This is a genomic window from Pseudomonas sp. ERMR1:02 (assembly GCF_002277815.1).
Lineage (GTDB): Bacteria > Pseudomonadota > Gammaproteobacteria > Pseudomonadales > Pseudomonadaceae > Aquipseudomonas.
This window is the reverse complement of the sequence record NZ_NKJI01000001.1, coordinates 200,207-222,126: the sequence shown is the minus strand read 5'-3', so window position 1 is coordinate 222,126 and position 21,920 is coordinate 200,207. Positions and strand designations below refer to the sequence as shown.

The window sequence follows — 21,920 nt, the reverse complement described above, 5'->3', positions numbered from 1 at the left end:
TGTTCGCTCCGCAAAAGCGTTTAACCAAGAGCTGCAAGCTACAAGCTGCCAGCTGTGTTGTGGTGAACTCGAAACCGCATAGCTTCTAACTTGCCGCTTGAAGCTTGCGGCTTGTAGCTGCCTCAACTAGCCATAACGACCGGTGATGTAGTCTTCGGTCTGCTTCTTCGCTGGATTGGTGAACAGGGTGTCGGTGTCGCCGAACTCCACCAGTTTGCCCATGTACATGAACGCCGTGTAGTCGGACACCCGCGCGGCCTGTTGCATGTTGTGGGTCACTATGACGATGGTGAACTTTGATTTCAGTTCGTAGATCAGCTCTTCGACTTTCAGCGTCGAGATCGGGTCGAGTGCCGAGCACGGCTCGTCGAGCAGCAACACTTCCGGCTCCACGGCGATGGTGCGGGCAATCACCAGACGTTGCTGTTGACCACCGGACAGGCCCAGCGCCGACTCGTGCAGGCGGTCTTTGACTTCGTCCCACAGCGCCGCGCCTTTCAATGCCCACTCAACGGCTTCGTCGAGCACACGCTTTTTGTTGATGCCCTGGATGCGCAGGCCGTAGACCACGTTCTCGTAGATGGTTTTCGGGAACGGGTTCGGCTTCTGGAACACCATGCCGACGCGACGACGCAGCTCGGCCACGTCTTCGCCCTTGCGGTAGATGTTGTTGCCGTACAGGTTGATCGCACCTTCTACGCGGCAGCCATCCACCAGGTCGTTCATGCGATTGAAGGTACGCAGCAACGTGGATTTGCCGCAGCCGGAGGGGCCGATGAAGGCGGTCACGCGCTGTTTCGGAATGTTCAGGCTGACGTCGTACAGCGCTTGTTTCTCGCCGTAGAACAGGCTCAGGCCCGGCACTTCGATGGCCACGGTTTCCTGCTCGAGGTTCAGGCTCTGTTTGTCGCGACCCAGGGCCGACATGTTGATGCCGTGGGTATGTGCTTCGTGCTGCATGGGAGGCTCCCTGTGCTAACAAATTCGGTTCGATTGACCGCGGCCTCAAAAAAATGGGCCAGCGGTATTGCCACTCCCTGTAGGAGCCAAGGCTTGCCGGCGAAGGCGATTTCAAAGACGCCTTCGCCGGCAAGCCTGGCTCCTACAGGGAGCGGCGACAATTAGCTATCCAGCGCTTTGTACTTCTCGCGCAGGTGGTTACGGATATAAACGGCCGACAGGTTCAATGTCGCGATCACCAGCACCAGCAGCAGTGCCGTGGCGTATACCAGTGGCCGAGCGGCTTCGACGTTCGGGCTTTGGAAGCCAACGTCATAAATGTGGAAGCCCAGGTGCATGATCTTTTGGTCAAGGTGCAGGTACGGGTAGTTGCCGTCCACTGGCAGCGACGGCGCCAGTTTCACCACACCCACCAGCATCAGCGGCGCCACTTCACCGGCGGCGCGTGCCACGGCGAGGATCATGCCGGTCATCATCGCCGGGCTGGCCATTGGAATTACGATCTTCCACAGGGTCTCGGCCTTGGTTGCGCCGAGGGCCAGCGAGCCTTCACGCACGGTGCGCGGAATACGTGCCAGACCTTCTTCGGTGGCCACGATCACCACCGGCACCGCCAGCAGCGCCAGGGTCAGCGAAGCCCAGAGCAGACCCGGCGTACCGAAGGTCGGAGCCGGCAGCGCTTCCGGGAAGAACAAGCGGTCAACCGAACCACCGAGTACGTAAACGAAGAAGCCCAGACCGAACACGCCGTAGACGATCGCCGGAACGCCGGCGAGGTTGTTCACCGCGATCCGGATAATCCGGGTCAGGGCGTTCTGCTTGGCGTATTCACGCAGGTACACCGCCGCCAGCACGCCGAACGGGGTAACGATCATCGCCATGATCAGGGTCATCATCACGGTGCCGAAAATCGCCGGAAAAATCCCGCCTTCGGTGTTCGCTTCACGCGGATCGTCGCTCAGGAACTCCCAGATCTTGCTGAAATAGAACCCCAGCTTGGTCATCGTGCCCATGGCGTTCGGCTGATAGGCGTGAACCACTTTGCCGAGGCCGATTTCTACTTCTTTGCCGTTGGCATCACGAGCGGTGAGGCTGTCGCGGTTGAACTGCGCATGCAGGTCGCTCAGACGCGCTTCAACGTCCTGATAACGAGCGTTGAGTTCGGCACGCTCCGATTCCATGTCAGCTTGGGCGGCGGGGTCGAGCTTGCCTTCAAGTTCCAGTTTGCGGCCATGCAGACGGATACGTTCGAGACCGGAGTTGATCGCGCCGATGTCGGACTTTTCCAGGGACTTCAGTTGCGCGGCCAGCTGATTTACGCGGTTGATCCGCGCTTGCAGCTCGGGCCATGCCGCCTCGCCTTCGGCGATGACCTTGCCATCCTGTTTGACGTTGACCAGATAGCCGTAGAAGTTGCCCCACTCGCGGCGCTCCAGCGCCATCAATTCGACCGGGGTCTTCTGGTTAGTCAGCCACTCGCCAACGATCCAGGTGAAGTCGTTGCCGTTCAGGTCACGGTTGCCGACTTTGATCAGCTCGCGGGTCATGAACTCCGGACCTTCGTCCGGCACCGGCAAGCCCGCGCTTTTCAGACGCGCGCGCGGTACTTCTTCCTTCTGTACCACTTCGCCAACGACCAGGTGATTGGCCTGGCCCGGCACGTCGTAGCTGGCATGCACCAGGTCCGCCGGCCAGAAGTGACCCAGACCGCGCACGGCAATCACCGCCAGCAGGCCAATGGTCATGATGACCGCGATGGACACCGCGCCACCGCTGATCCAGACGCCAGGGGCGCCGCTCTTGAACCATCCATTCAGGGAGTTCTGTTTCACAGACTTCTACCTTTCTTAAAGCGACGAGTATTTCTTGCGCAGACGCTGACGAATCAGTTCTGCGAGGGTGTTCATGACGAAGGTGAAGAGCAGCAACACCAACGCCGAGAGGAACAGCACGCGGTAGTGGCTGCCGCCGACTTCCGATTCGGGCATTTCCACCGCGACGTTGGCGGCCAGGGTGCGCAGGCCTTCGAACAGGTTCATTTCCATGACCGGAGTGTTGCCGGTGGCCATCAGTACGATCATGGTTTCACCGACCGCACGTCCCATGCCGATCATCAGCGCCGAGAAGATGCCCGGGCTGGCGGTGAGGATCACCACGCGGGTCATGGTCTGCCACGGCGTGGCACCAAGGGCCAGGGAACCGAGGGTCAGGCCACGTGGCACGCTGAACACAGCGTCTTCGGCGATCGAGTAGATGTTCGGGATCACCGCGAAGCCCATGGCCAGACCAACCACCAGTGCGTTGCGCTGGTCGTAGGTGATGCCCAGGTCGTGAGAGATCCACATGCGCATGTCGCCGCCGAAGAACCAGTTCTCCATGAACGGGCTCATGTACAGCGAGAGCCAGCCGACGAAAATGATCACCGGGATCAGGATCGCGCTTTCCCAGCCGTCCGGCACTTTCAGGCGCAGCGACTCAGGCAGGCGGCTGAAGGTGAAACCGGCGACCAGGATGCCGATCGGCAGCAGCATCAGCAGGCTGAAGATGCCCGGCAGGTGCCCTTCCACATACGGTGCGAGGAACAGACCGGCGAAGAAACCGAGGATCACCGTCGGCATCGCTTCCATCAGCTCGATAACCGGTTTGACCTTGCGGCGCATGCCCGGAGCCATGAAGTACGCGGTGTAGATTGCGGCGGCGACGGCCAGAGGGGCAGCCAGAAGCATGGCGTAGAACGCAGCTTTCAGGGTGCCAAAGGTCAGCGGCGACAGGCTCAGTTTCGGTTCGAAGTCGGTGTTGGCGGCGGTCGATTGCCAGACGTATTTAGGCTCGTCGTAGTTCTCGTACCAGACCTTGCTCCACAACGCGCTCCACGAGACTTCCGGGTGCGGGTTGTCCAGCAGCAACGGTTGCAGCTTGCCACCCTGCTCCACGATCACGCGGTTGGCCCGTGGCGATAGGCCGAACAGGCCCTGGCCTTCGACCACCTGATCCACAAGCAAGGTGCGGTGAGCGGTACTGTGGAACACGCCAAGCTTGCCGGAAGCATCAAGGGCGAGGAAGCCCTTGCGGCGCTCTTCGGCGGTGATTTCCACGATTGGCGCGGTGCCCATCTGGAAGGTACGAATTTGCTTCAGGCGCTGTTCGCCATCGGGGTCGCGAGCCATGAACCACTGGGCCAGGCCACCTTTGGAGTCGCCGACGATCAGCGAGATACCGCCCACAAGCTGGGTGCTTGCGGTGACTTGGGCTTCACCGTCTTCCAGCAGTTTGTAGCGACCGTTGAGGCTCTTGTCGCGCAGGCTGAACACGTCGGCCTGGGCACGCCCGTTGACCACGTACAGCCACTGCTGACGCGGGTCGACGAAGATGTTCTTCACCGGCTCGGTCATTTGCGGCAGATCGATGCGTTTCTGCTCGTTGGTGATTTCGCCGGTCATCATGTTTTCTTCGCTGGTCAGCGACAGAACATTGAGTTGTGAACCGGTGGCACCGACCAGCATCAGGGTCGAATCGGTAGCGTTAAGGCTGACATGCTCCAGCGCACCGCCCGCTTCGTTCAATACGATCGGAGTTTCGCCGTATGGGTATTCGATGGCTGGCGAGATGGTTTTCTTGCCGTCCGGGTAGCTGACTTTATAGGTATGACGGAACACCAGAGCCTGACCGTTGGACAGACCCACCGCCACCAGCGGATGACCTGGCTGGTCTTCGCCGATGGACGTTACGGTAGTGCCGGCCGGAACCGGCAGATCGACGCGCTTGAGTTCTGCGCCACTGTCGATGTCGAAGAATAGCGCCTGGCCTTTGTCGGAAACCCGCATTGCCACTTGGTTCTGTTCTTCCAGGGAGATCATCAACGGCTTGCCGGCGTCTTGCATCCAGGCGGGCGTGATGGCGTCCTTGGCAGTCAGGCTGGCACCCTGGAACAGGGGCGCGACGACGTAGGCAAGGAAGAAGAAGATCAGTGTGATCGCGCCCAGTACGGCAAGGCCGCCCACCAGGACGTACCAGCGAGTCAGGCGATCTTTGAGCGCGCGAATGCGGCGCTTGCGTTGTAGCTCAGGCGTATTGAAATCAATCCGCTTGGGGGGATTAGTAGTCATGTTGGAATTGGCCAGATCATTCATTCGCACACCCTAGCGATCCTGTATGACAGAAAGATGACAGTGCAGTGACGCAACAAATCCGCCGCCGGCGGGTACTGGCAGCGGATTAAAAATTGGGGGGACCGAATTGCCCGTGCGGCAATCCTTGGCCTTGTAGGAGCGAGGCTTGCCCGCGAAGGGTACGCCGCAGTCTCAAGGGACCGCGGCGCCCCCTTCGCGAGCAAGCTCTGCTCCTACGGTGTTACTTTTTTGCGACTTCAGCGCCGCCTTCCGCCAGACCCAGGTCAGCCAGTGCTTTTGCAGCAACTTTGGCTGGCAGTGGGATGTAGCCGTCTTTCACTACAACTTCCTGGCCCTGTTTGGACAGAACCAGTTTCACGAACTCGGCTTCCAGCGGGGCCAGAGGCTTGTTCGGGGCCTTGTTGACGTAAACGTAGAGGAAGCGCGACAGCGGATACTTGCCGTTCAGGGCGTTTTCTTCGGTGTCTTCGATGAACTCGGTGCTGCCTTTCTTCGACAGAGCAACGGTTTTCACGCTAGCGGTTTTGTAGCCGATGCCCGAGTAACCGATGCCGTTCAGCGAAGAGCTGATCGACTGCACGACCGAAGCCGAGCCTGGTTGTTCGTTGACGTTTGGCTTGTAGTCGCCTTTGCACAGGGCTTCTTCTTTAAAGTAGCCATAGGTGCCGGATACCGAGTTACGACCGAACAGTTGAACCGGCTTGTTGGCCAGGTCGCCAGTCACGCCCAGGTCACCCCAGGTTTTTACTTCGGTTTTAGCGCCGCACAGACGAGTAGACGAGAAAATCGCGTCGACCTGTTCCATGGTCAGGTGCTGGATCGGGTTGTCCTTGTGGACGAATACAGCCAGGGCGTCCACGGCAACCGGGATAGCGGTTGGCTTGTAGCCGTACTTCTGCTCGAAGGCAGCCAGTTCGGTGTCCTTCATCTTGCGGCTCATCGGGCCCAGGTTGGAGGTGCCTTCAGTCAACGCAGGTGGCGCAGTGGCGGAGCCGGCGGCCTGAATCTGGATGTTTACGTTCGGGTATTCTTTTTTGTAGTTCTCAGCCCACAGGGTCATGAGGTTGGCCAGGGTATCGGAGCCGACGCTGGACAGGTTGCCCGACACACCAGTGGTCTTGGTGTAGCTCGGGATCGACGGGTCAACAGCGGCAACCGCGTTGGCAGTCGCAACGCCAGCAGCGACAAAAGTCATTGCCGCCATCAAACGCTTCAGTTTCATGCCTTACTCCTAGCAGATAGGGTGTGTTAAGTCGGGGCCAAGTATCGGCAGGCCGTGTGAACACTCTATGGCTGAAATATGACAATTGGATGAAAGGCCAGTATTCGATGTTTTGAAGGGATACGGCGTTATCGTTCTTCGCGGGCAAGCCTCGCTCCTACAGGACCGAGTGATCTGTAGGAGCGAGGCTTGCCCGCGAAGGCGTCAGTTGGCTTAACGCCCTTTCTTCCAAAGATACGCACCCACCAAAACCCCGACTACGCACAGCACCGCCACGTAATACGCAGGCCCCATCGGGCTTTCCTTGAGCAGCAGGCTGACGATCATCGGTGTCAGGCCACCGAAAATGGCATAGGCGACGTTGTAGGAAAACGACAGGCCGCTGAAACGCACCACCGGCGGGAATGCCTTGACCATCACGTACGGCACCGCACCGATGGTACCCACCAGCAGCCCAGTCAGGGCGTACATCGGAAACAGCCAGTCTGGATGCTCGGCCAGGCTGTGGTAGAAGGTCCAGGAGCTGGCCAGCAACGCCGCACAGCCGAACACGAAGACTCTGCCGGCGCCGAAGCGATCCGCCAGGGCACCGGAAACGACGCAGCCAATGCTCAGGAATACGATCGCCACGCTGTTGGATTGCAAAGCGGTGGTTGGCGAGAAGTGGTAGACCGTCTGCAGCACGGTCGGGGTCATCAGGATCAACACCACGATGGCGGCCGACAGCAGCCAGGTCAGCAGCATGGAAATGGCAATCGCGCCACGATGGTCACGCAACACCGCACGTAGCGGCACTTCTTCGGCCAGGGCCTTGCGCTGTTGCAGTTCGGCGAACACCGGCGTCTCGTGCAACCAGCGGCGCAGGTACACCGAGAACAGGCCGAACACGCCGCCAAGCAGGAACGGAATCCGCCAGGCGTAATCCGAGACTTCCACCGGGGTGTAAATACTGTTGATCGCCGTAGCAACCAGAGAGCCAAGCAAGATACCCGCTGTCAGACCGCTGGTCAGGGTGCCGCAGGCATAGCCGATATGACGTTGCGGCACGTGTTCGGAAACGAAGACCCAAGCGCCCGGCACTTCACCGCCAATCGCTGCGCCCTGAATCACCCGCATCACCAGCAACAGAATCGGCGCCCACATGCCGATCTGTGCATAAGTCGGTAGCAGGCCCATGATCAGGGTCGGCACCGCCATCATGAAAATACTCAAGGTGAACATTTTCTTGCGACCAAGCAGGTCGCCAAAGTGCGCCATCACGATGCCACCCAGCGGCCGCGCCAGGTAGCCGGCGGCGAAGATGCCGAAAGTCTGCATCAAACGCAGCCATTCGGGCATATCCGCTGGGAAGAACAGCTTGCCCACCACCGTGGCGAAGAACACGAAGATGATGAAGTCGTAAAACTCCAGCGCGCCACCCAGGGCCGACAGCGATAGTGTCTTGTAGTCGTTACGGGTCAGCGGACGTGCGGATTGCGAAGGCTGCGCGATACTCGAGGGCGCTGTGGTCATGGCAAAGGCTTCTCTTATAGTCAGGTCTGCCGCCCCTACAACGCTGGCAAGGGCTCGGGCAGGTCCGGCACGATAGCAAATTGTTCGAAAAAGCACATAGAAGCGCGTATTTGACAGTCAAAATGAGAACCGGACGGTCGTATCGGAGTCTATCGACCGATATACTCGCAATTGTGCAATAGCTTGCAAGGGTTGCTGTGCGAAAACGCCTTCAGGTTCACAGGCGATTTCGCAGAGTTTCCCTTTAGGCGCCTTACGAAAAACGTGACGAACGTAGTATGTTCGGGGCTGAATCGTTTTTCCTTGAGACGGCTATTCACCTGAAATACCAATGAAGAGTCACGGGTCAGAGGCACCCCCGGCATGATAGAACTCGAACAAGAAGATCCGATCCCGCAAGGCGACCTGGCCCTGCAAATTACCGCACTTCCCCGCGAAACCAACGGCTTTGGCGATATTTTCGGCGGCTGGCTGGTGGCGCAGATGGATTTGGCCGGCACCGCAATGGCCAGCAAGGTTGCCGGTGGTCGCGTGGCCACTGTTGCAATCGACCGCATGGCGTTTCTGGTTCCGGTGGCGGTGGGCGCTCAACTCTCCTTCTATACCCAGGCACTGGAAATCGGCCGCAGCTCGATCAAGATGATGGTCGAGGTCTGGAGCGACGATCCGTTGTCCAGCGAATGGCGCAAAGTCACCGAAGCGGTATTCGTGTTCGTTGCCATCGATGGCAGCGGCCGCACCCGTTCGGTTCCGCCACGCGCCCGTTAACAAGAGCCTCGTTAAAACCCGACGACCGTTTTACGGTCCATTGCAGTCCTGATACTGATCGAGAGCTGTCCCATGAGCACGCCCAACGTTGAAGCCGTGAAACTGGATGAACTGAACTGCTGGCGCATCCGCCACGGTCAGGCCGAATTGCTGGTGGCCCAGCAAGGCGCACACATCCTCAGTTATCAATTGGCCGGTGAGCCGCCACTGATCTGGCTCAACGACGAGGCGGTGTTCAAGACCGGCAAAAGCATCCGCGCCGGTGTGCCGGTGTGCTGGCCGTGGTTCGGCAACTTCGCGCGCAATCCGCAGAGTGTGCAGGCGATGCGTGTCAGCAACGAGCCGCCAAGCGCTCATGGCCTGGTGCGGGCAATGGACTGGGAACTGGGCGGCATTGAAGCCGAGGGCGAAAGCCTGAAGGTCGAGTTCCTGCTGCCCTACCCCGAAGGTGGCCTGCCAGGCTGGCCGCATCAGGTGGACTTGAAACTGAGCATTCGTCTGGATGAGCAACTGCACATCAGCCTGGCCAGCCACAACCAGGGCACCGATACAGTCACCATTAGCCAGGCACTGCACAGTTATTTCGCCGTCAGCGATGTGCGCAACGTGCATGTCGAAGGCGTGGATGGCTTGAGCTACATCGAAACGCTGGACGACTGGAAAACCGTAACCCAGTCCGGCGACCTGCGCTTTACCGGCGAGACCGACCGCATCTACCTCGATCCTCCGGTGAAACTGAGCATCGTCGACCCGGCATGGGAACGGCGCATAGAGCTGACCAGTACCGGTTCGCGCTCGGCGGTGATCTGGAACCCATGGATCGACCGCGCCGCGGCATTCAGTGACATGGCCGACGATGGCTGGCAACGTATGCTGTGCATCGAGACGGCGAATGTAATGGGTGATGTGGTGGTGTTGGCGCCGGGTGCGAGCCATACCCTGGGCGTGAGTATCGGCAGCGCCCCGCTGTAAGCAACACCGAAAACCAATGTGGGAGCGGGCTTGCTCGCGAAGGGGCCGTAACATTCAACATCATCGTTGACTGATACACCGCCTTCGCGAGCAAGCCCGCTCCCACATTTGGTTCATGCCTGGTTTGAATGACGCGTTACAAGTCCGACTCTTTAACCACTCGCACCTTCGCCGCATCCAGCGCATACGCCGCATCAGCCAGATCATTGCTGACTTTCTCGATCTTCAGCGTGCCGGTAACCCACAGCGGCGTGTAGATATCATTGAGCTTCAAACCCTTGGGATAACGCACCAGCACCAGTTGATTAGGCGGCGGTGGCGGCACATGGATGCAAGCGCCCGGATACGGCACGAGGAAGAACAACGTGCTGCGCCCTTTGGCGTCGGTTTCCAACGGCACCGGATAACCACCCAGACGGATGTTTTTGTCGCTCATCGACGGCACGGTTTTGGTCGAATACATCACCGCCGGCAGGCCTTTGCTCTGCTTCATGCCGCCCTTATCGGTGAAGGTGCCATTGGCTTCGGGGAGTTGTGGTCGATCTCGGGCATGGCCTCGAGGGCTTTCTGGTCCGACTTGGGCATCAGTTCGAGCCAGTCGGTTTCCGGCAATTCGCCAGCGTGGGCAAGGCCCGAACCCAGTAAAAGAAGAGTCAACAGAAGACGGCGCATGAAGGTGCTCGGTAATGGAGAGAACTGGAACGCCGAGCATTCTAGCCCTCCCGGCCTGCTTAGCAGAGAGGGCTTTGTCGCTTGAGTCAGTTCTTTTTGATCAGGCCGTAGATCACCAGCAATATCACGGCTCCGACCAGCGCACCGATGAAACCGGCAGCTTGACCAGCCTGGTAAATGCCCAAAGCCTGGCCGCCGTAAGTGGCCGCCAACGAACCGCCGATACCGAGCAGGATGGTCATGATCCAGCCCATGCTGTCATCGCCCGGTTTCAGGAACCGCGCCAGCAGGCCGACGATCAAGCCGATAAAGATGGTTCCGATAATTCCCATGGCATTTCCCTCTGAATGGATAGTTATGCGAAAGCCTAGCCAGACTTTCGGATACTGCCATGAGAGAACGGCGGCCCCGCAATGGTTCCGCCGCTGCCACATGAAACTATTTATTCGGCAATGAGCGCTTCGACCTTGAGGATCTGCGCGGCGAGCGTCTCGCGGTCTGCACACCGCAGGTTGGCGTGACCAACCTTGCGGCCAACCTTGAACGCCTTGCCGTAGTGATGCAGATGGCAATCGGCGATGGCCAGGACTTTCTCGGTCTCCGGCACTTTGCCGATGAAATTGAGCATCGCGCTTTCACCGACTTTGGCAGTCGAACCCAATGGCAGACCAGCCACCGCCCGAAGGTGGTTTTCGAACTGGCTGCACTCGGCCCCTTCGGTAGTCCAGTGCCCTGAGTTGTGCACGCGTGGGGCGATTTCGTTGGCCTTGAGGCCACCGTCGACTTCAAAGAACTCGAACGCCATCACGCCAACGTAGCTCAGCTGCTTGAGCACCCGGCTGGAGTAGTCTTCAGCCAGAGCCTGCAGCGGGTGGTCGGTGCTGGCCACGGACAGTTTAAGAATGCCGCTGTCGTGGGTGTTGTGTACCAACGGGTAGAACTTCGTTTCACCATCGCGAGCACGCACAGCGATCAGCGAGACTTCGCCGGTAAATGGCACGAAGCCTTCGAGCAGGCACGCCACGCTGCCCAGTTCGGCGAAAGTGCCGACCACATCTTCAGGGGTGCGCAGGACTTTCTGGCCCTTGCCGTCGTAACCCAGGGTACGGGTCTTGAGCACGGCCGGCAGACCGATGGAAGCCACGGCGGCGTCCAGGTCAGCCTGGGACTGAATGTCGGCGAACGCCGGGGTCGGAATCCCCAGGTCCTTGAACATGCTTTTCTCGAACCAGCGATCGCGGGCGATACGCAGGGCTTCGGCGCTTGGATAGACCGGCACGAATTGCGACAGGAACGCTACGGTTTCCGCTGGAACGCTTTCGAACTCGAAAGTCACCAGATCGACTTCATCGGCCAGCTGACGCAGGTGATCCTGATCGCCGTAATCGGCGCGCAGGTGTTCGCCCAATGCAGCAGCGCAAGCGTCCGGCGCCGGGTCCAGGAAAGCGAAGTTCATGCCCAGCGGAGTACCCGCCAGCGCCAACATGCGACCCAACTGGCCGCCACCGATTACACCGATCTTCATCGTCAACAACCTCAGGCGATGCGTGGGTCTGGATTTTCCAGGACGCTGTCTGTCTGTTCAGCACGGAAAGTTTTCAGCACCTTGTGGAACTGCGGGTGCTTGGCGCCGAGGATACTCGCCGACAGCAGCGCTGCGTTGATCGCGCCAGCCTTGCCGATGGCCAGGGTGGCAACCGGAATGCCTGCCGGCATCTGCACAATGGAGAGCAGCGAATCGACGCCCGAGAGCATCGACGACTGCACCGGCACGCCCAGCACCGGCAGGTGGGTCTTGGCCGCACACATGCCAGGCAAGTGGGCCGCGCCACCGGCTCCGGCGATGATCACCTCGATGCCACGCGCCTCGGCCTCTTCAGCGTACTGGAACAGCAGGTCCGGGGTACGGTGGGCAGAGACCACTTTGACCTCGTAAGGGATGCCGAGCTTTTCCAGCATATCGGCGGTGTGGCTAAGGGTGGACCAATCGGACTTGGAGCCCATGATCACGCCAACCAGTGCACTCATCGTCGTGCCTCTTCTCTCTGGGCGCCCGCAGGCGCGTCAAAAAACAACAAGCCACGCAGATGCGTGGCTTGGATGTACGAATTATGGCCAGGCGAACCGGCCGAAGGCCGCGCAGTATACCTCAATGCAACCAATAAACAGCCCCCGTTACGACCATCTGTCATACGGCTCAAAGTGCCTGTTTTATTGACTCAAAGGTCAGCGAAAACCCACCACAAATCCCTTGTAGGAGACGGCTTGCTGGCGAACCAGACAACGCGGTGTTTCAGGCAAACCGCGTTGCCTGTTTCGCCAGCAAGCCGGCTCCTACAGTCCGGTGGGCGTTTGCGCAGCACCGCCTTCGAGCTTGCGCCACAGCAACCGCACGTTGGCTTTGCGCACCAATGCGCAGCGGTAAAGGCGAATCTCCAACGGCACATGCCATTGCGGACCGCCGCACACCACCAGCTCACCGCGCGCCAGTTCGGCGCGCACGCAGAGCTGAGGCACCCACGCAATGCCTAGCCCTTCCAGCGCCATGCTTTTCAGGCTGTCGGCCATCGCGGTTTCGTAGATGGTGGTGAAGCGCAATGCCCGTTGGCGCAGCAACATGTTCACGGATCGGCCTAGAAACGCACCGGCGCTATAGGCCAGTAACGGCACGCTGCCCTCACCCTCCAGATCGAACAGTGGTTTACCGTCAGCATCGGCGGCGCATACCGGAAGCATCTCGGTCTGGCCAAGGTGCAGCGAGGGGAAGATTTCCGGATCCATTTGCATCGCCGCGTCCGGGTCGTAGAACGCCAGCATCAGATCACAACCGCCTTCACGCAGTGCATGCACCGCGTCGCCGACGTTGGTCGCCACTAGCCGCGTGGCGATGTTCAAGCCTTCGTTGCGCAATTGCGCGATCCAGCGCGGGAAAAAACCCAGCGCCAACGAGTGAGCGGCGGCGACTTGCATCACTTCGCCCTGCCCGCCTTCCAGATGATGAAGATGGCGCAGCACTTCGCCGAGCTGTTCGACCACGGTGCGCGCGGTAACCAGGAACAACTGCCCCGCCGCCGTCAGCTCGATCGGCGTGCGCGAACGGTTGACCAGCGTCAGCCCCAACGCGGCTTCGAGGCTGCGGATCCGCCGGCTGAAAGCCGGCTGGGTCACGAAGCGACGTTCTGCCGCCTGGGAGAAGCTGCGGGTGGCGGCCAGAGCACTGAAATCCTCGAGCCATTTACTTTCCAGATTCATCACGTCCTCCCGGACACGCACCAATTTAGGTCGCACGCTCGCCGTAAACACGGCGTCACATAGGCATTATGCCGAATATGCATAGGCCAGTACTTAACAGCATTGGCCCAAAATTCTACACAAGCCTAGCATTTGCAGTGTTCCGGCACAGACCGGGTCCATATCGAGATGATTTCTATCATGTCCTCCGCTGCATCATTCCGCACAGAAAAAGACCTGCTTGGCGTACTCGAAGTACCGGCTCAAGCGTATTACGGCATCCAGACCCTGCGAGCGGTGAATAACTTCCGTCTCTCCGGCGTTCCGATTTCGCATTACCCGAAGCTGGTTGTCGGCCTGGCGATGGTCAAACAGGCCGCCGCTGACGCCAACCGCGAGCTGGGTCACCTGAGCGAAGCCAAGCACGCTGCCATCAGCGAAGCCTGTGCCCGTCTGATCCGCGGCGATTTCCACGAAGAGTTCGTGGTGGACATGATTCAAGGCGGCGCTGGCACTTCGACCAACATGAATGCCAACGAAGTCATCGCCAACATCGCGCTGGAGGCCATGGGTCACCAGAAGGGCGAATACCAGTACCTGCACCCGAACAACGACGTGAACATGGCGCAGTCGACCAACGACGCCTACCCGACGGCGATCCGCCTGGGTCTGCTGCTGGGTCACGACGCGCTGCTGACCAGCCTCGACAGCCTGATCCAGTCGTTCGCAGCCAAAGGTGAAGAATTCAGCCACGTCCTGAAGATGGGCCGCACCCAACTCCAAGACGCCGTGCCGATGACCCTGGGCCAGGAATTCCGCGCTTTCGCCACCACTCTGGGCGAAGACCTGGCACGCCTGAAGACTCTGGCGCCAGAGCTGCTGACCGAAGTGAACCTGGGCGGTACCGCGATCGGCACCGGCATCAACGCCGACCCGCGTTACCAGCACCTGGCCGTTCAGCGCCTGGCCACGATCAGCGGTCACCCGCTGGTACCGGCGGCCGACCTGATCGAAGCCACCTCCGACATGGGCGCCTTCGTGTTGTTCTCCGGCATGCTCAAGCGCACCGCGGTCAAGCTGTCGAAGATCTGCAACGACCTGCGCCTGCTGTCCAGCGGCCCACGCACCGGCATCAACGAAATCAACCTGCCGGCACGTCAGCCAGGCAGCTCGATCATGCCAGGCAAGGTCAACCCGGTTATCCCGGAAGCCGTGAACCAGGTTGCGTTCCAGATCATCGGCAACGACCTGGCCCTGACCATCGCGGCCGAAGGCGGCCAACTGCAACTGAACGTGATGGAGCCGCTGATCGCCTTCAAGATCTTCGACTCGATCCGCCTGCTGCAACGCGCCATGGACATGCTGCGCGAGCACTGCATCACCGGCATCACCGCCAACGAAGAGCGCTGCCGTGAACTGGTCGAGCACTCGATCGGCCTGGTTACCGCGCTGAACCCGTACATCGGCTATGAAAACGCCACCCGCATCGCCCGTATCGCCCTTGAAAGCGGTCGCGGCGTGCTGGAACTGGTGCGCGAAGAAGGCTTGCTCGACGACGCCATGCTCGCCGACATCCTGCGCCCGGAAAACATGATTGCTCCGCGTCTGGTTCCGCTTAAAGCCTGATCCGACGCGTAACTTGTAGCACCGCTCACCAGGTCGAGGGACTAGACACCTCTCACCTTTTGAGGGCCTGGAGATCAATCTCCAGGCCCTTTTTTTTACCCGGATTTGCGGTGTTTGTGCTGGCCTCTTCGCTGGCAAGCCAGCTCCTACAGTGGCCAGGCAAACACAACATTTGCGGCATCAACCCACTGTAGGAGCTGGCTTGCCAGCGAAGAGGGCCTCAAGGTCACCCCAAATCCCTGCAAAGCATCTTCGTTTCACCGAATGCACCACAACCGTGCAGACGGACGGCACTCTCATCGGTATAGTGCCGCCCCTCTTCGCGTGAGCGGTCGTCGGTAGCGAGGCCACAACCCATGCGAAACCCGAACTAATAACAAACCCGCGAAATGAAACCGGGACGAACTTCGACCCGCCTGTTGTGCCGTGTGCCAGCTGGTGTAACTCGATGTGTCTCTCCGGTCAACATTTGCCTACACAAAAACAGCGAGGAATAATCCATGCTCGAAGTCATTAACGACTTCCTCTCAGGGAAAGTACTGATCGTGCTCATTGTCGGGCTCGGTAGCTACTTCACGATCCGCTCGCGTTTCGTTCAATTGCGTCACTTCTTCCACATGTTCTCGGTGTTCCGCGACAGCCTCAAAAGCAGCGCCGGTCAACTCAGTTCGTTCCAGGCCCTGATGCTCAGCCTCGCCGGTCGTGTCGGTGCGGGCAACATCGCCGGCGTCGGCATCGCCGTGACCCTCGGTGGACCCGGTGCGGTGTTCTGGATGTGGGTGACCGCGCTGGTCGGCATGTCCAGCAGCTTCTTCGAATGCTCCCTCGGCCAGCTCTACAAACGCGCTGACTCCGACGGCACTTACCGTGGCGGCCCGTCCTATTACATCCAGCACGGTCTGCAGAAACGCTGGTTGGGCATGATCATGGCGTTCCTGTTGCTGGTGACCTTCGGGTTCGCTTTCAACGGCCTGCAATCCCACGCCGTGACCCACTCGTTGAACAACGCGTTCGGCCTCGACACCACCTGGACAGGCCTCGCGCTGGCGGTGTTGCTGGGCCTGGTGTTCATCGGTGGCATCAAACGCATCGCCAAGGTCGCTGACCTGCTGGTGCCGGTGAAAACCCTGGTATACATCGGCGTGACCATCTACGTGATCGTGCTGCAATTCGACCACGTACCGGCGATGCTGATGACCATCGTCAAGAGCGCTTTCGGTCTGGATCAAGCCTTTGGCGGGCTAATCGGCAGCGCCATCGTCATGGGCGTGAAGCGGGGCGTGTTCGCCAACGAAGCGGGCCTGGGCAGTGCGCCGAACGTCGCCGCTGTAGCGTCGGTCGAGCACCCGGTGGCGCAAGGCGTGGTCCAGGCGTTCAGCGTATTCCTCGACACCTTCGTGATCTGCACCTGCACCGCGCTGCTGATTCTGCTCTCGGGCTTCTACACCCCGGGTTTCGAAGGCGACGGCATTGCCTTGACCCAGAACTCCCTGGCCGCCGTGGTCGGTGACTGGGGCCGGATGTTCATCTCCGTGGCCCTGGCGTTGTTCGTGTTCACTTCGATCCTTTACAACTACTACCTGGGCGAGAGCAACCTGCGCTTCTTGATCGGTGAAAACCGCAAGGCGTTGATCGGCTATCGGGCCCTGGTACTGGTGCTGATCTTCTGGGGCGCCATCGAGAACCTCGGCACTGTGTTCGCTTTCGCCGACATCACCATGACCCTGCTCGCATTCGTGAACCTGATCGCGCTGTTCCTGCTGTTCAAGGTTGGTATGCGCATCCTGCGTGACTACGATGACCAGCGTGCCGCCGGCATCAAGACACCGGTGTTCGATTCGAGCAAGTTCCCGGATCTGGATCTTGACCTGAAAGCCTGGCCGGCCAATCCGCCGACAACCACCAAGGCTGAAGCTCAGCCGCAGGGCGTACCCGCAGCGCAACGCTGACGGGTAAACGACGGGCGCATCCCCGCGCCCGTCAGTTAAAGTACGGAAATCCAGTGTGGAAGCGGGCTTGCTCGCGAAAGCGGTGGGTCAGTTAACATCTATGTTGACTGACCCACCGCTTTCGCGAGCAAGCCCGCTCCCACAAAGGAAGTCATCGTTTTCAGAGAGTCTCCATGAATTCCTCGACCTATCCTGCCGCCCAGCACGTCATGGTGCTCTACACCGGCGGCACCATCGGCATGCAAGCCAGCGCCCATGGCCTGGCCCCGGCATCCGGTTTTGAAGCGCGGATGCGCGAATACCTGCACAGCCAGCCTGACCTGGTGGTGCCACAGTGGCGTTTCCGCGAGATGTCGCCGCTGATCGACAGCGCCAACATGACCCCGGCGTACTGGCAGCAACTGCGTGAAGCGGTGGTCGATGCGGTTGATGTGCAGGGCTGCGACAGCGTGCTGATCCTGCATGGCACCGACACCCTCGCTTACAGCGCAGCAGCCATGAGTTTTCAACTCCTGGGACTGAATGCCCGCGTGTGCTTCACCGGTTCGATGTTGCCTGCCGGCGTGGCCGACAGCGATGCCTGGGAAAACCTCGGCGGCGCGCTGGTTGCCCTGGGCAAAGGCTTGGGGCCGGGCGTGCATTTGTACTTCCACGGCGAACTGCTGGACCCGAGCCGTTGCGCGAAGGTGCGTAGTTTCGGACGTCACCCGTTCAAGCGCCTGGAGCGTCAGGGAGGTGGGGCGAAGGCCACTTCACTGCCTGCAGCGTTGAACTACAACCAGAGCAAACAATTGGCGAACGTCGCGGTGCTGCCGCTGTTTCCCGGTATCCGCGCCGAGATTCTGGATGGCCTGCTCAATAGCGGCATTCAGGGTCTTGTGCTGGAGTGCTATGGCAGTGGCACCGGGCCGAGCGACAATCCCGAGTTTCTCGCCAGCCTGGGACGGGCGCGAGACGAGGGTGTGGTAGTGGTTGCCGTTACCCAATGCCATGAAGGCGGTGTGGAGCTGGACGTGTACGAGGCCGGTAGCCGCTTACGTGGCGTCGGCGTGTTGTCCGGTGGTGGCATGACCCGTGAGGCGGCGTTCGGCAAGTTGCATGGGCTGCTGGGTGTCGGACTCGAAACCGCCGAGATTCGGCGGCTGGTCGAACTCGACCTGTGCGGCGAACTGAGCTGACACCGTACAACCCCCGTAGGAGCGAGGCTTGCCCGCGAAGCTTTTGGCGTACTTGAAGACGCCTTCGCGGGCAAGCCTCGCTCCTACGGGGTCGGTTCACGGCACATAATTTGCTCGACTTTCAGCTACCCCAAGGCTGGAAGCCGACATGCTCCACTCCCACCTCACCACCCTAAACGCCGTCTCCCTGGTGCTCAACGCCTTCAAGGCCGAAGGTCTGTCCAGCGACGCCTTGTTGGCCGGCAGTGGTATCAGCGCGGCGGATCTCAGCCGGGCTGACACGCACATCACCACCAACCAGGAGATGCAGGTCTGTGCCAACGCCGTTGCGCTTAAACGCGATATCGGCCTGGAACTGGGTCGGCGGATGCACGTTTCCTGCTACGGCATTCTCGGTTACGCGTTGCTCACCTGTGCCACCTTCGGTGACGCGTTACGCCTGGCGATGCGCTATCCGGCGCTGCTGGGAACACTTTTCGAGCTGAGCCTGGAAGATGACGGCGAGCGCGTCTGGTTTGTTGCCGCCGATTACCGGGAGAACCCCGCACTGGCGGCGTTCAACGCCGAGTTCTGCCTGCTCTCGCTGAAAGTCACTTGCGACGACCTGCTCGGCCACCCGCTGCCGCTGCTCGCCGCGCGCTTCGAACATGCTGCACCCGACTATGAGGCGACCTACGCCGAGCACTTCGATTGCCCGTTGCACTTCGGTGCACGGGATAACGCCTTCGCCTTCGACAAACAATGGCTCGAACAACCCTTGCCACTGGCGGACGTCATAACCCATCAAGCCATGGCCGAACGCTGCCGCAAGCAGAACACCGAGTTCACCGGGCGACAGGCGTGGCTGGGGCGAATTCGACATCTGCTCAGTGCGCAATTGAATGCTGCGCCGGGGCTGGAAGGCTTGGCCGAACAGATGAACTGCTCCGCGCGAACTTTGCGCCGACACCTCAAGGATCTGGGGTGCAGCTATCAGGAGTTGCTCGACGAACTGCGTTTCGAACAGGCCAAGCAAATGCTCTGTGAGGATCAACTGCCCATCTACCGAATAGCTGAAGCGCTGGGTTTCAGCGAAACCGCGAGTTTCCGCCATGCCTTCGTGCGCTGGAGCGGCGTGGCGCCGAGCCAATTCCGCCCTTGAAAACGACCCGATCCTCGTAGGAGCGAGGCTTGCCCGCGAAGGCGGCCGTGAAACCGCCAAAAGCTTCGCGGGCAAGCCTCGCTCCTACAGAAAATGCGTCCTTAGGTTCTAATAAGGGGCGAATTTCGGTCAAAGGTTTTGGCCATATTAATCCCCTTTTGGCCTTTCCTGCCGTTCTCCAAAACCGTCGGCGCCGCAAGACTGTGTTCAACCGAATCAGCCTGCGGAGAACAAGAAATGCTGACGATCTACTCTGATGATCACCACCTGCACCACGGCCGTTGTGAATTGATCGACGGGCAACTCAAGCCCTGTTTCGAAATGCCTTCGCGTGCCGACCATGTGCTGGCACGAGTGCAAAACCAGAACCTGGGCCCCGTCGAGGCACCGAAGGACTTCGGCCTCGACCCGATCGCACGCATCCACAGCCGCGACTACCTCGACTTCTTCAAAGGCGCCTGGGCGCGTTGGACCGAGTTCAACACCGACGGTGACTTGCTGCCCTACACCTGGCCGGCCCGTTCCCTGCGCCGCATCAAGCCCACCAGCCTGCACGGCGAGCTCGGTTACTACAGCTTTGACGGTGGCGCCCCGATCACCGCCGGCACCTGGCAAGCGGCGTACAGCGCAGCGCAAGTGGCGTTGACCGCGCAAGCGGAAATCCAGCGAGGCGCGCGCAGTGCCTTCGCCCTGTGCCGTCCACCGGGACACCACGCCGCCAGCGATTTGATGGGCGGTTACTGCTACCTCAACAACGCCGCCATCGCAGCGCAGGCGTTCCTCGATCAGGGCCACAAAAAGGTCGCGATCCTCGACGTTGACTACCACCACGGCAACGGCACCCAATCGATTTTCTACGAGCGCAGCGACGTGCTGTTCACCTCGATCCACGGTCACCCGCAAGCCGAATTCCCGTTCTTCCTCGGTTATGACGATGAACGAGGCGAAGGCGCCGGTGAAGGCTTTAACTTCAACTATCCGCTGGCCGCAGGTTCGGGTTGGGAAGTATGGAGCGCAGCGCTGGAACAAGCCTGCAAAGAGATTGAAAGCTACGGTGCCGACATCATCGTCGTATCCCTGGGTGTCGACACCTTCAAGGACGATCCGATTTCGCAATTCAAACTCGACAGCCCGGACTACCTGGCCATGGGCAAGCGTATCGCCGGCCTAGGCAAGCCGACGTTGTTCGTGATGGAAGGTGGTTACGCTGTTGAAGAAATCGGCATCAATGCCGTGAACGTTCTCGAAGGTTTTGAAAGCGCCCAGGGGAAATAACAACAATGAACAAACTCAAGCGTTTTATCGCGCCAGCGCTTTGCGCAACGGTGCTCAGCGGCGCCGTTCACGCTGAAGAACGAACGTTGCGCGTTTACAACTGGTTCGACTACATCACCCCCAAGGCGCTGGAAGATTTCAAGGCGCAGAACACCCAGACCAAACTGATCTACGACATCTTCGACACCAACGAAGCCCTCGAAGCCAAGCTGCTGACCGGCAACTCCGGCTATGACGTGGTAGTGCCGTCCAACGTGTTCCTCGCCAAGCAGATCGAAGCCGGCGTGTTCCAGCCACTGGAACGCAGCAAGCTACCGAACTGGAACCACCTCGATCCCAAGCTGATGAAGTTGATCGAGGCCAACGATCCGGGCAACAAGTTCGCTGTGCCCTACATGTACGGCACCATTCTGATCGGCTTCAATCCGGCCAAAGTCAAAGCTGCGCTGGGCGACAATGCGCCGGTGGACAGCTGGGATCTGATCTTCAAGGAAGAGAACATCAGCAAGCTCAAGCAGTGCGGCGTCGCCCTGCTCGACTCGCCGTCGGAGATCCTGCCGCTGGCCCTGCAACACCTCGGCCTGGACCCCAACAGCAAAAAGCCGGCGGACTACGACAAGGCTGAAGCGCTGCTGATGAAGATCCGTCCATACGTCACCTACTTCCATTCGTCCAAATACATGGCCGACATCGCCAACGGCGACATCTGCGTCGCGGTCGGTTACTCCGGCAGCTTCTCCCAGGCCGCCAACCGCGCCAAGGAAGCCAAGAACGGCGTGATCGTCGACATGCGCCTGCCCAAAGAAGGCGCACCGATCTGGTTCGATATGCTGGCCATTCCGAAGGGCGCGAAGAACACAGAGGACGCCTACACCTTCATCAACTACTTGCTGCAACCGCAGGTCATCGCACCCGTCAGCGACTTCGTCGGCTACCCGAACCCGAACAAGGACGCCACGGAAATAGTCGATCCGGCGATCCGCAACAACCCGAACCTGTACCCGACTGAAGCGGCGATGGGCACGCTCTACACCCTGCAACCGCTGCCGCGCGATGCCGAACGTGCGCGGACCCGTGCCTGGACCAAGATCAAGTCCGGGACCTGATTTTGTAGGAGCTGGCTTGTCGGATCGCTGCACCGCAGCGAAAGCAATCGTTCACGCGATAAATATTTCGGGTGGCCCATCGCTTTCGCTGGCAAGCCAGCTCCTACAAGGGAGCTTTGCCATGCCAAGTAGCAGATCCGCTGAAGCTGTCTTTTTTTGCCTGCAATATTTATCTACC

The 21,920-nt window shown here is 59.9% G+C and carries 17 protein-coding genes and 1 pseudogene; 8 read left to right on the top strand and 10 right to left on the bottom strand.

All coding sequences use genetic code 11. From position 1 onward, the window contains the following. Nucleotides 1-126: 126 nt before the first annotated feature. From pstB to CES87_RS01010, 5 genes are all read right to left on the bottom strand, one after another. Entirely contained in the window at nt 127-960 is an 834-nt protein-coding gene (gene pstB, locus CES87_RS01030) for a phosphate ABC transporter ATP-binding protein PstB (RefSeq protein ID WP_077046279.1), read from the bottom strand. Nucleotides 961-1,121: 161 nt separating this feature from the next. After that, complete coding sequence (gene pstA / locus CES87_RS01025; RefSeq protein ID WP_128604581.1) at nt 1,122-2,792, bottom strand: phosphate ABC transporter permease PstA; 1,671 nt, start codon at nt 2,790-2,792, stop codon at nt 1,122-1,124. Nucleotides 2,793-2,807: 15 nt separating this feature from the next. Continuing rightward, a complete protein-coding gene (locus CES87_RS01020; RefSeq protein ID WP_128604580.1) occupies nt 2,808-5,090 on the bottom strand; it encodes an ABC transporter permease subunit in 2,283 nt (760 codons plus the stop codon). Nucleotides 5,091-5,310: 220 nt separating this feature from the next. Then, nucleotides 5,311-6,312: a phosphate ABC transporter substrate-binding protein PstS gene (locus CES87_RS01015; RefSeq protein ID WP_128604579.1), complete on the bottom strand. Its 1,002-nt coding sequence runs from the start codon at nt 6,310-6,312 to the stop codon at nt 5,311-5,313. A gap of 213 nt (nt 6,313-6,525) precedes the next feature. Continuing rightward, nucleotides 6,526-7,824 (bottom strand): MFS transporter, encoded by a 1,299-nt coding sequence (locus CES87_RS01010; RefSeq protein WP_128604578.1) that lies wholly within the window; start codon nt 7,822-7,824, stop codon nt 6,526-6,528. A 363-nt stretch (nt 7,825-8,187) separates the two neighbouring features. Between CES87_RS01010 and CES87_RS01005 the strand changes: the two genes are divergently transcribed. Together CES87_RS01005 and CES87_RS01000 are read left to right on the top strand one after the other, a co-directional pair. Beyond that, nucleotides 8,188-8,592 (top strand): acyl-CoA thioesterase, encoded by a 405-nt coding sequence (locus tag CES87_RS01005; protein ID WP_007942704.1) that lies wholly within the window; start codon nt 8,188-8,190, stop codon nt 8,590-8,592. Nucleotides 8,593-8,664: 72 nt separating this feature from the next. Further along, nucleotides 8,665-9,564, top strand: coding sequence for a D-hexose-6-phosphate mutarotase (locus CES87_RS01000; protein ID WP_128604577.1), 900 nt, complete (start codon nt 8,665-8,667; stop codon nt 9,562-9,564). A gap of 136 nt (nt 9,565-9,700) precedes the next feature. On the opposite strand, the pseudogene CES87_RS00995 reads toward CES87_RS01000, so the two are convergent. The 5 genes and pseudogenes from CES87_RS00995 to CES87_RS00975 form a co-directional block, all read right to left on the bottom strand. Beyond that, nucleotides 9,701-10,236: pseudogene (locus CES87_RS00995) on the bottom strand (DUF3299 domain-containing protein). A gap of 86 nt (nt 10,237-10,322) precedes the next feature. Continuing rightward, the gene (locus CES87_RS00990) at nt 10,323-10,568 is read right to left on the bottom strand and encodes a GlsB/YeaQ/YmgE family stress response membrane protein (RefSeq protein WP_128604576.1); all 246 of its coding nucleotides are present in this window, start codon (nt 10,566-10,568) and stop codon (nt 10,323-10,325) included. A 110-nt stretch (nt 10,569-10,678) separates the two neighbouring features. Next, nucleotides 10,679-11,761, bottom strand: a complete 1,083-nt coding sequence (locus CES87_RS00985) for a 5-(carboxyamino)imidazole ribonucleotide synthase (protein ID WP_128604575.1) — start codon at nt 11,759-11,761, stop codon at nt 10,679-10,681. 11 nt (nt 11,762-11,772) lie between these two features. Beyond that, the gene (gene purE, locus CES87_RS00980) at nt 11,773-12,264 is read right to left on the bottom strand and encodes a 5-(carboxyamino)imidazole ribonucleotide mutase (RefSeq protein ID WP_128604574.1); all 492 of its coding nucleotides are present in this window, start codon (nt 12,262-12,264) and stop codon (nt 11,773-11,775) included. A gap of 306 nt (nt 12,265-12,570) precedes the next feature. Continuing rightward, nucleotides 12,571-13,488 (bottom strand): LysR substrate-binding domain-containing protein, encoded by a 918-nt coding sequence (locus CES87_RS00975; RefSeq protein WP_128604573.1) that lies wholly within the window; start codon nt 13,486-13,488, stop codon nt 12,571-12,573. 180 nt (nt 13,489-13,668) lie between these two features. Between CES87_RS00975 and aspA the strand changes: the two genes are divergently transcribed. The 6 genes from aspA to CES87_RS00940 all read left to right on the top strand — a co-directional run bounded on the left by aspA (nt 13,669) and on the right by CES87_RS00940 (nt 21,742). Next, nucleotides 13,669-15,093 (top strand): aspartate ammonia-lyase, encoded by a 1,425-nt coding sequence (gene aspA / locus CES87_RS00970; RefSeq protein WP_128604572.1) that lies wholly within the window; start codon nt 13,669-13,671, stop codon nt 15,091-15,093. Nucleotides 15,094-15,593: 500 nt separating this feature from the next. Further along, complete coding sequence (locus CES87_RS00965; protein WP_128604571.1) at nt 15,594-17,042, top strand: sodium:alanine symporter family protein; 1,449 nt, start codon at nt 15,594-15,596, stop codon at nt 17,040-17,042. Nucleotides 17,043-17,215: 173 nt separating this feature from the next. Further along, entirely contained in the window at nt 17,216-18,220 is a 1,005-nt protein-coding gene (locus tag CES87_RS00955; protein WP_128604569.1) for an asparaginase, read from the top strand. A gap of 148 nt (nt 18,221-18,368) precedes the next feature. Next, on the top strand, nt 18,369-19,361 hold the full coding sequence (locus CES87_RS00950) for an AraC family transcriptional regulator (protein ID WP_128604568.1): 993 nt from the start codon (nt 18,369-18,371) through the stop codon (nt 19,359-19,361). A 237-nt stretch (nt 19,362-19,598) separates the two neighbouring features. Beyond that, a complete protein-coding gene (locus tag CES87_RS00945) occupies nt 19,599-20,636 on the top strand; it encodes a histone deacetylase family protein (protein ID WP_128604567.1) in 1,038 nt (345 codons plus the stop codon). A 5-nt stretch (nt 20,637-20,641) separates the two neighbouring features. Then, nucleotides 20,642-21,742 (top strand): polyamine ABC transporter substrate-binding protein, encoded by a 1,101-nt coding sequence (locus tag CES87_RS00940; protein WP_128604566.1) that lies wholly within the window; start codon nt 20,642-20,644, stop codon nt 21,740-21,742. The last annotated feature ends 178 nt before the right edge of the window (nt 21,743-21,920 follow it).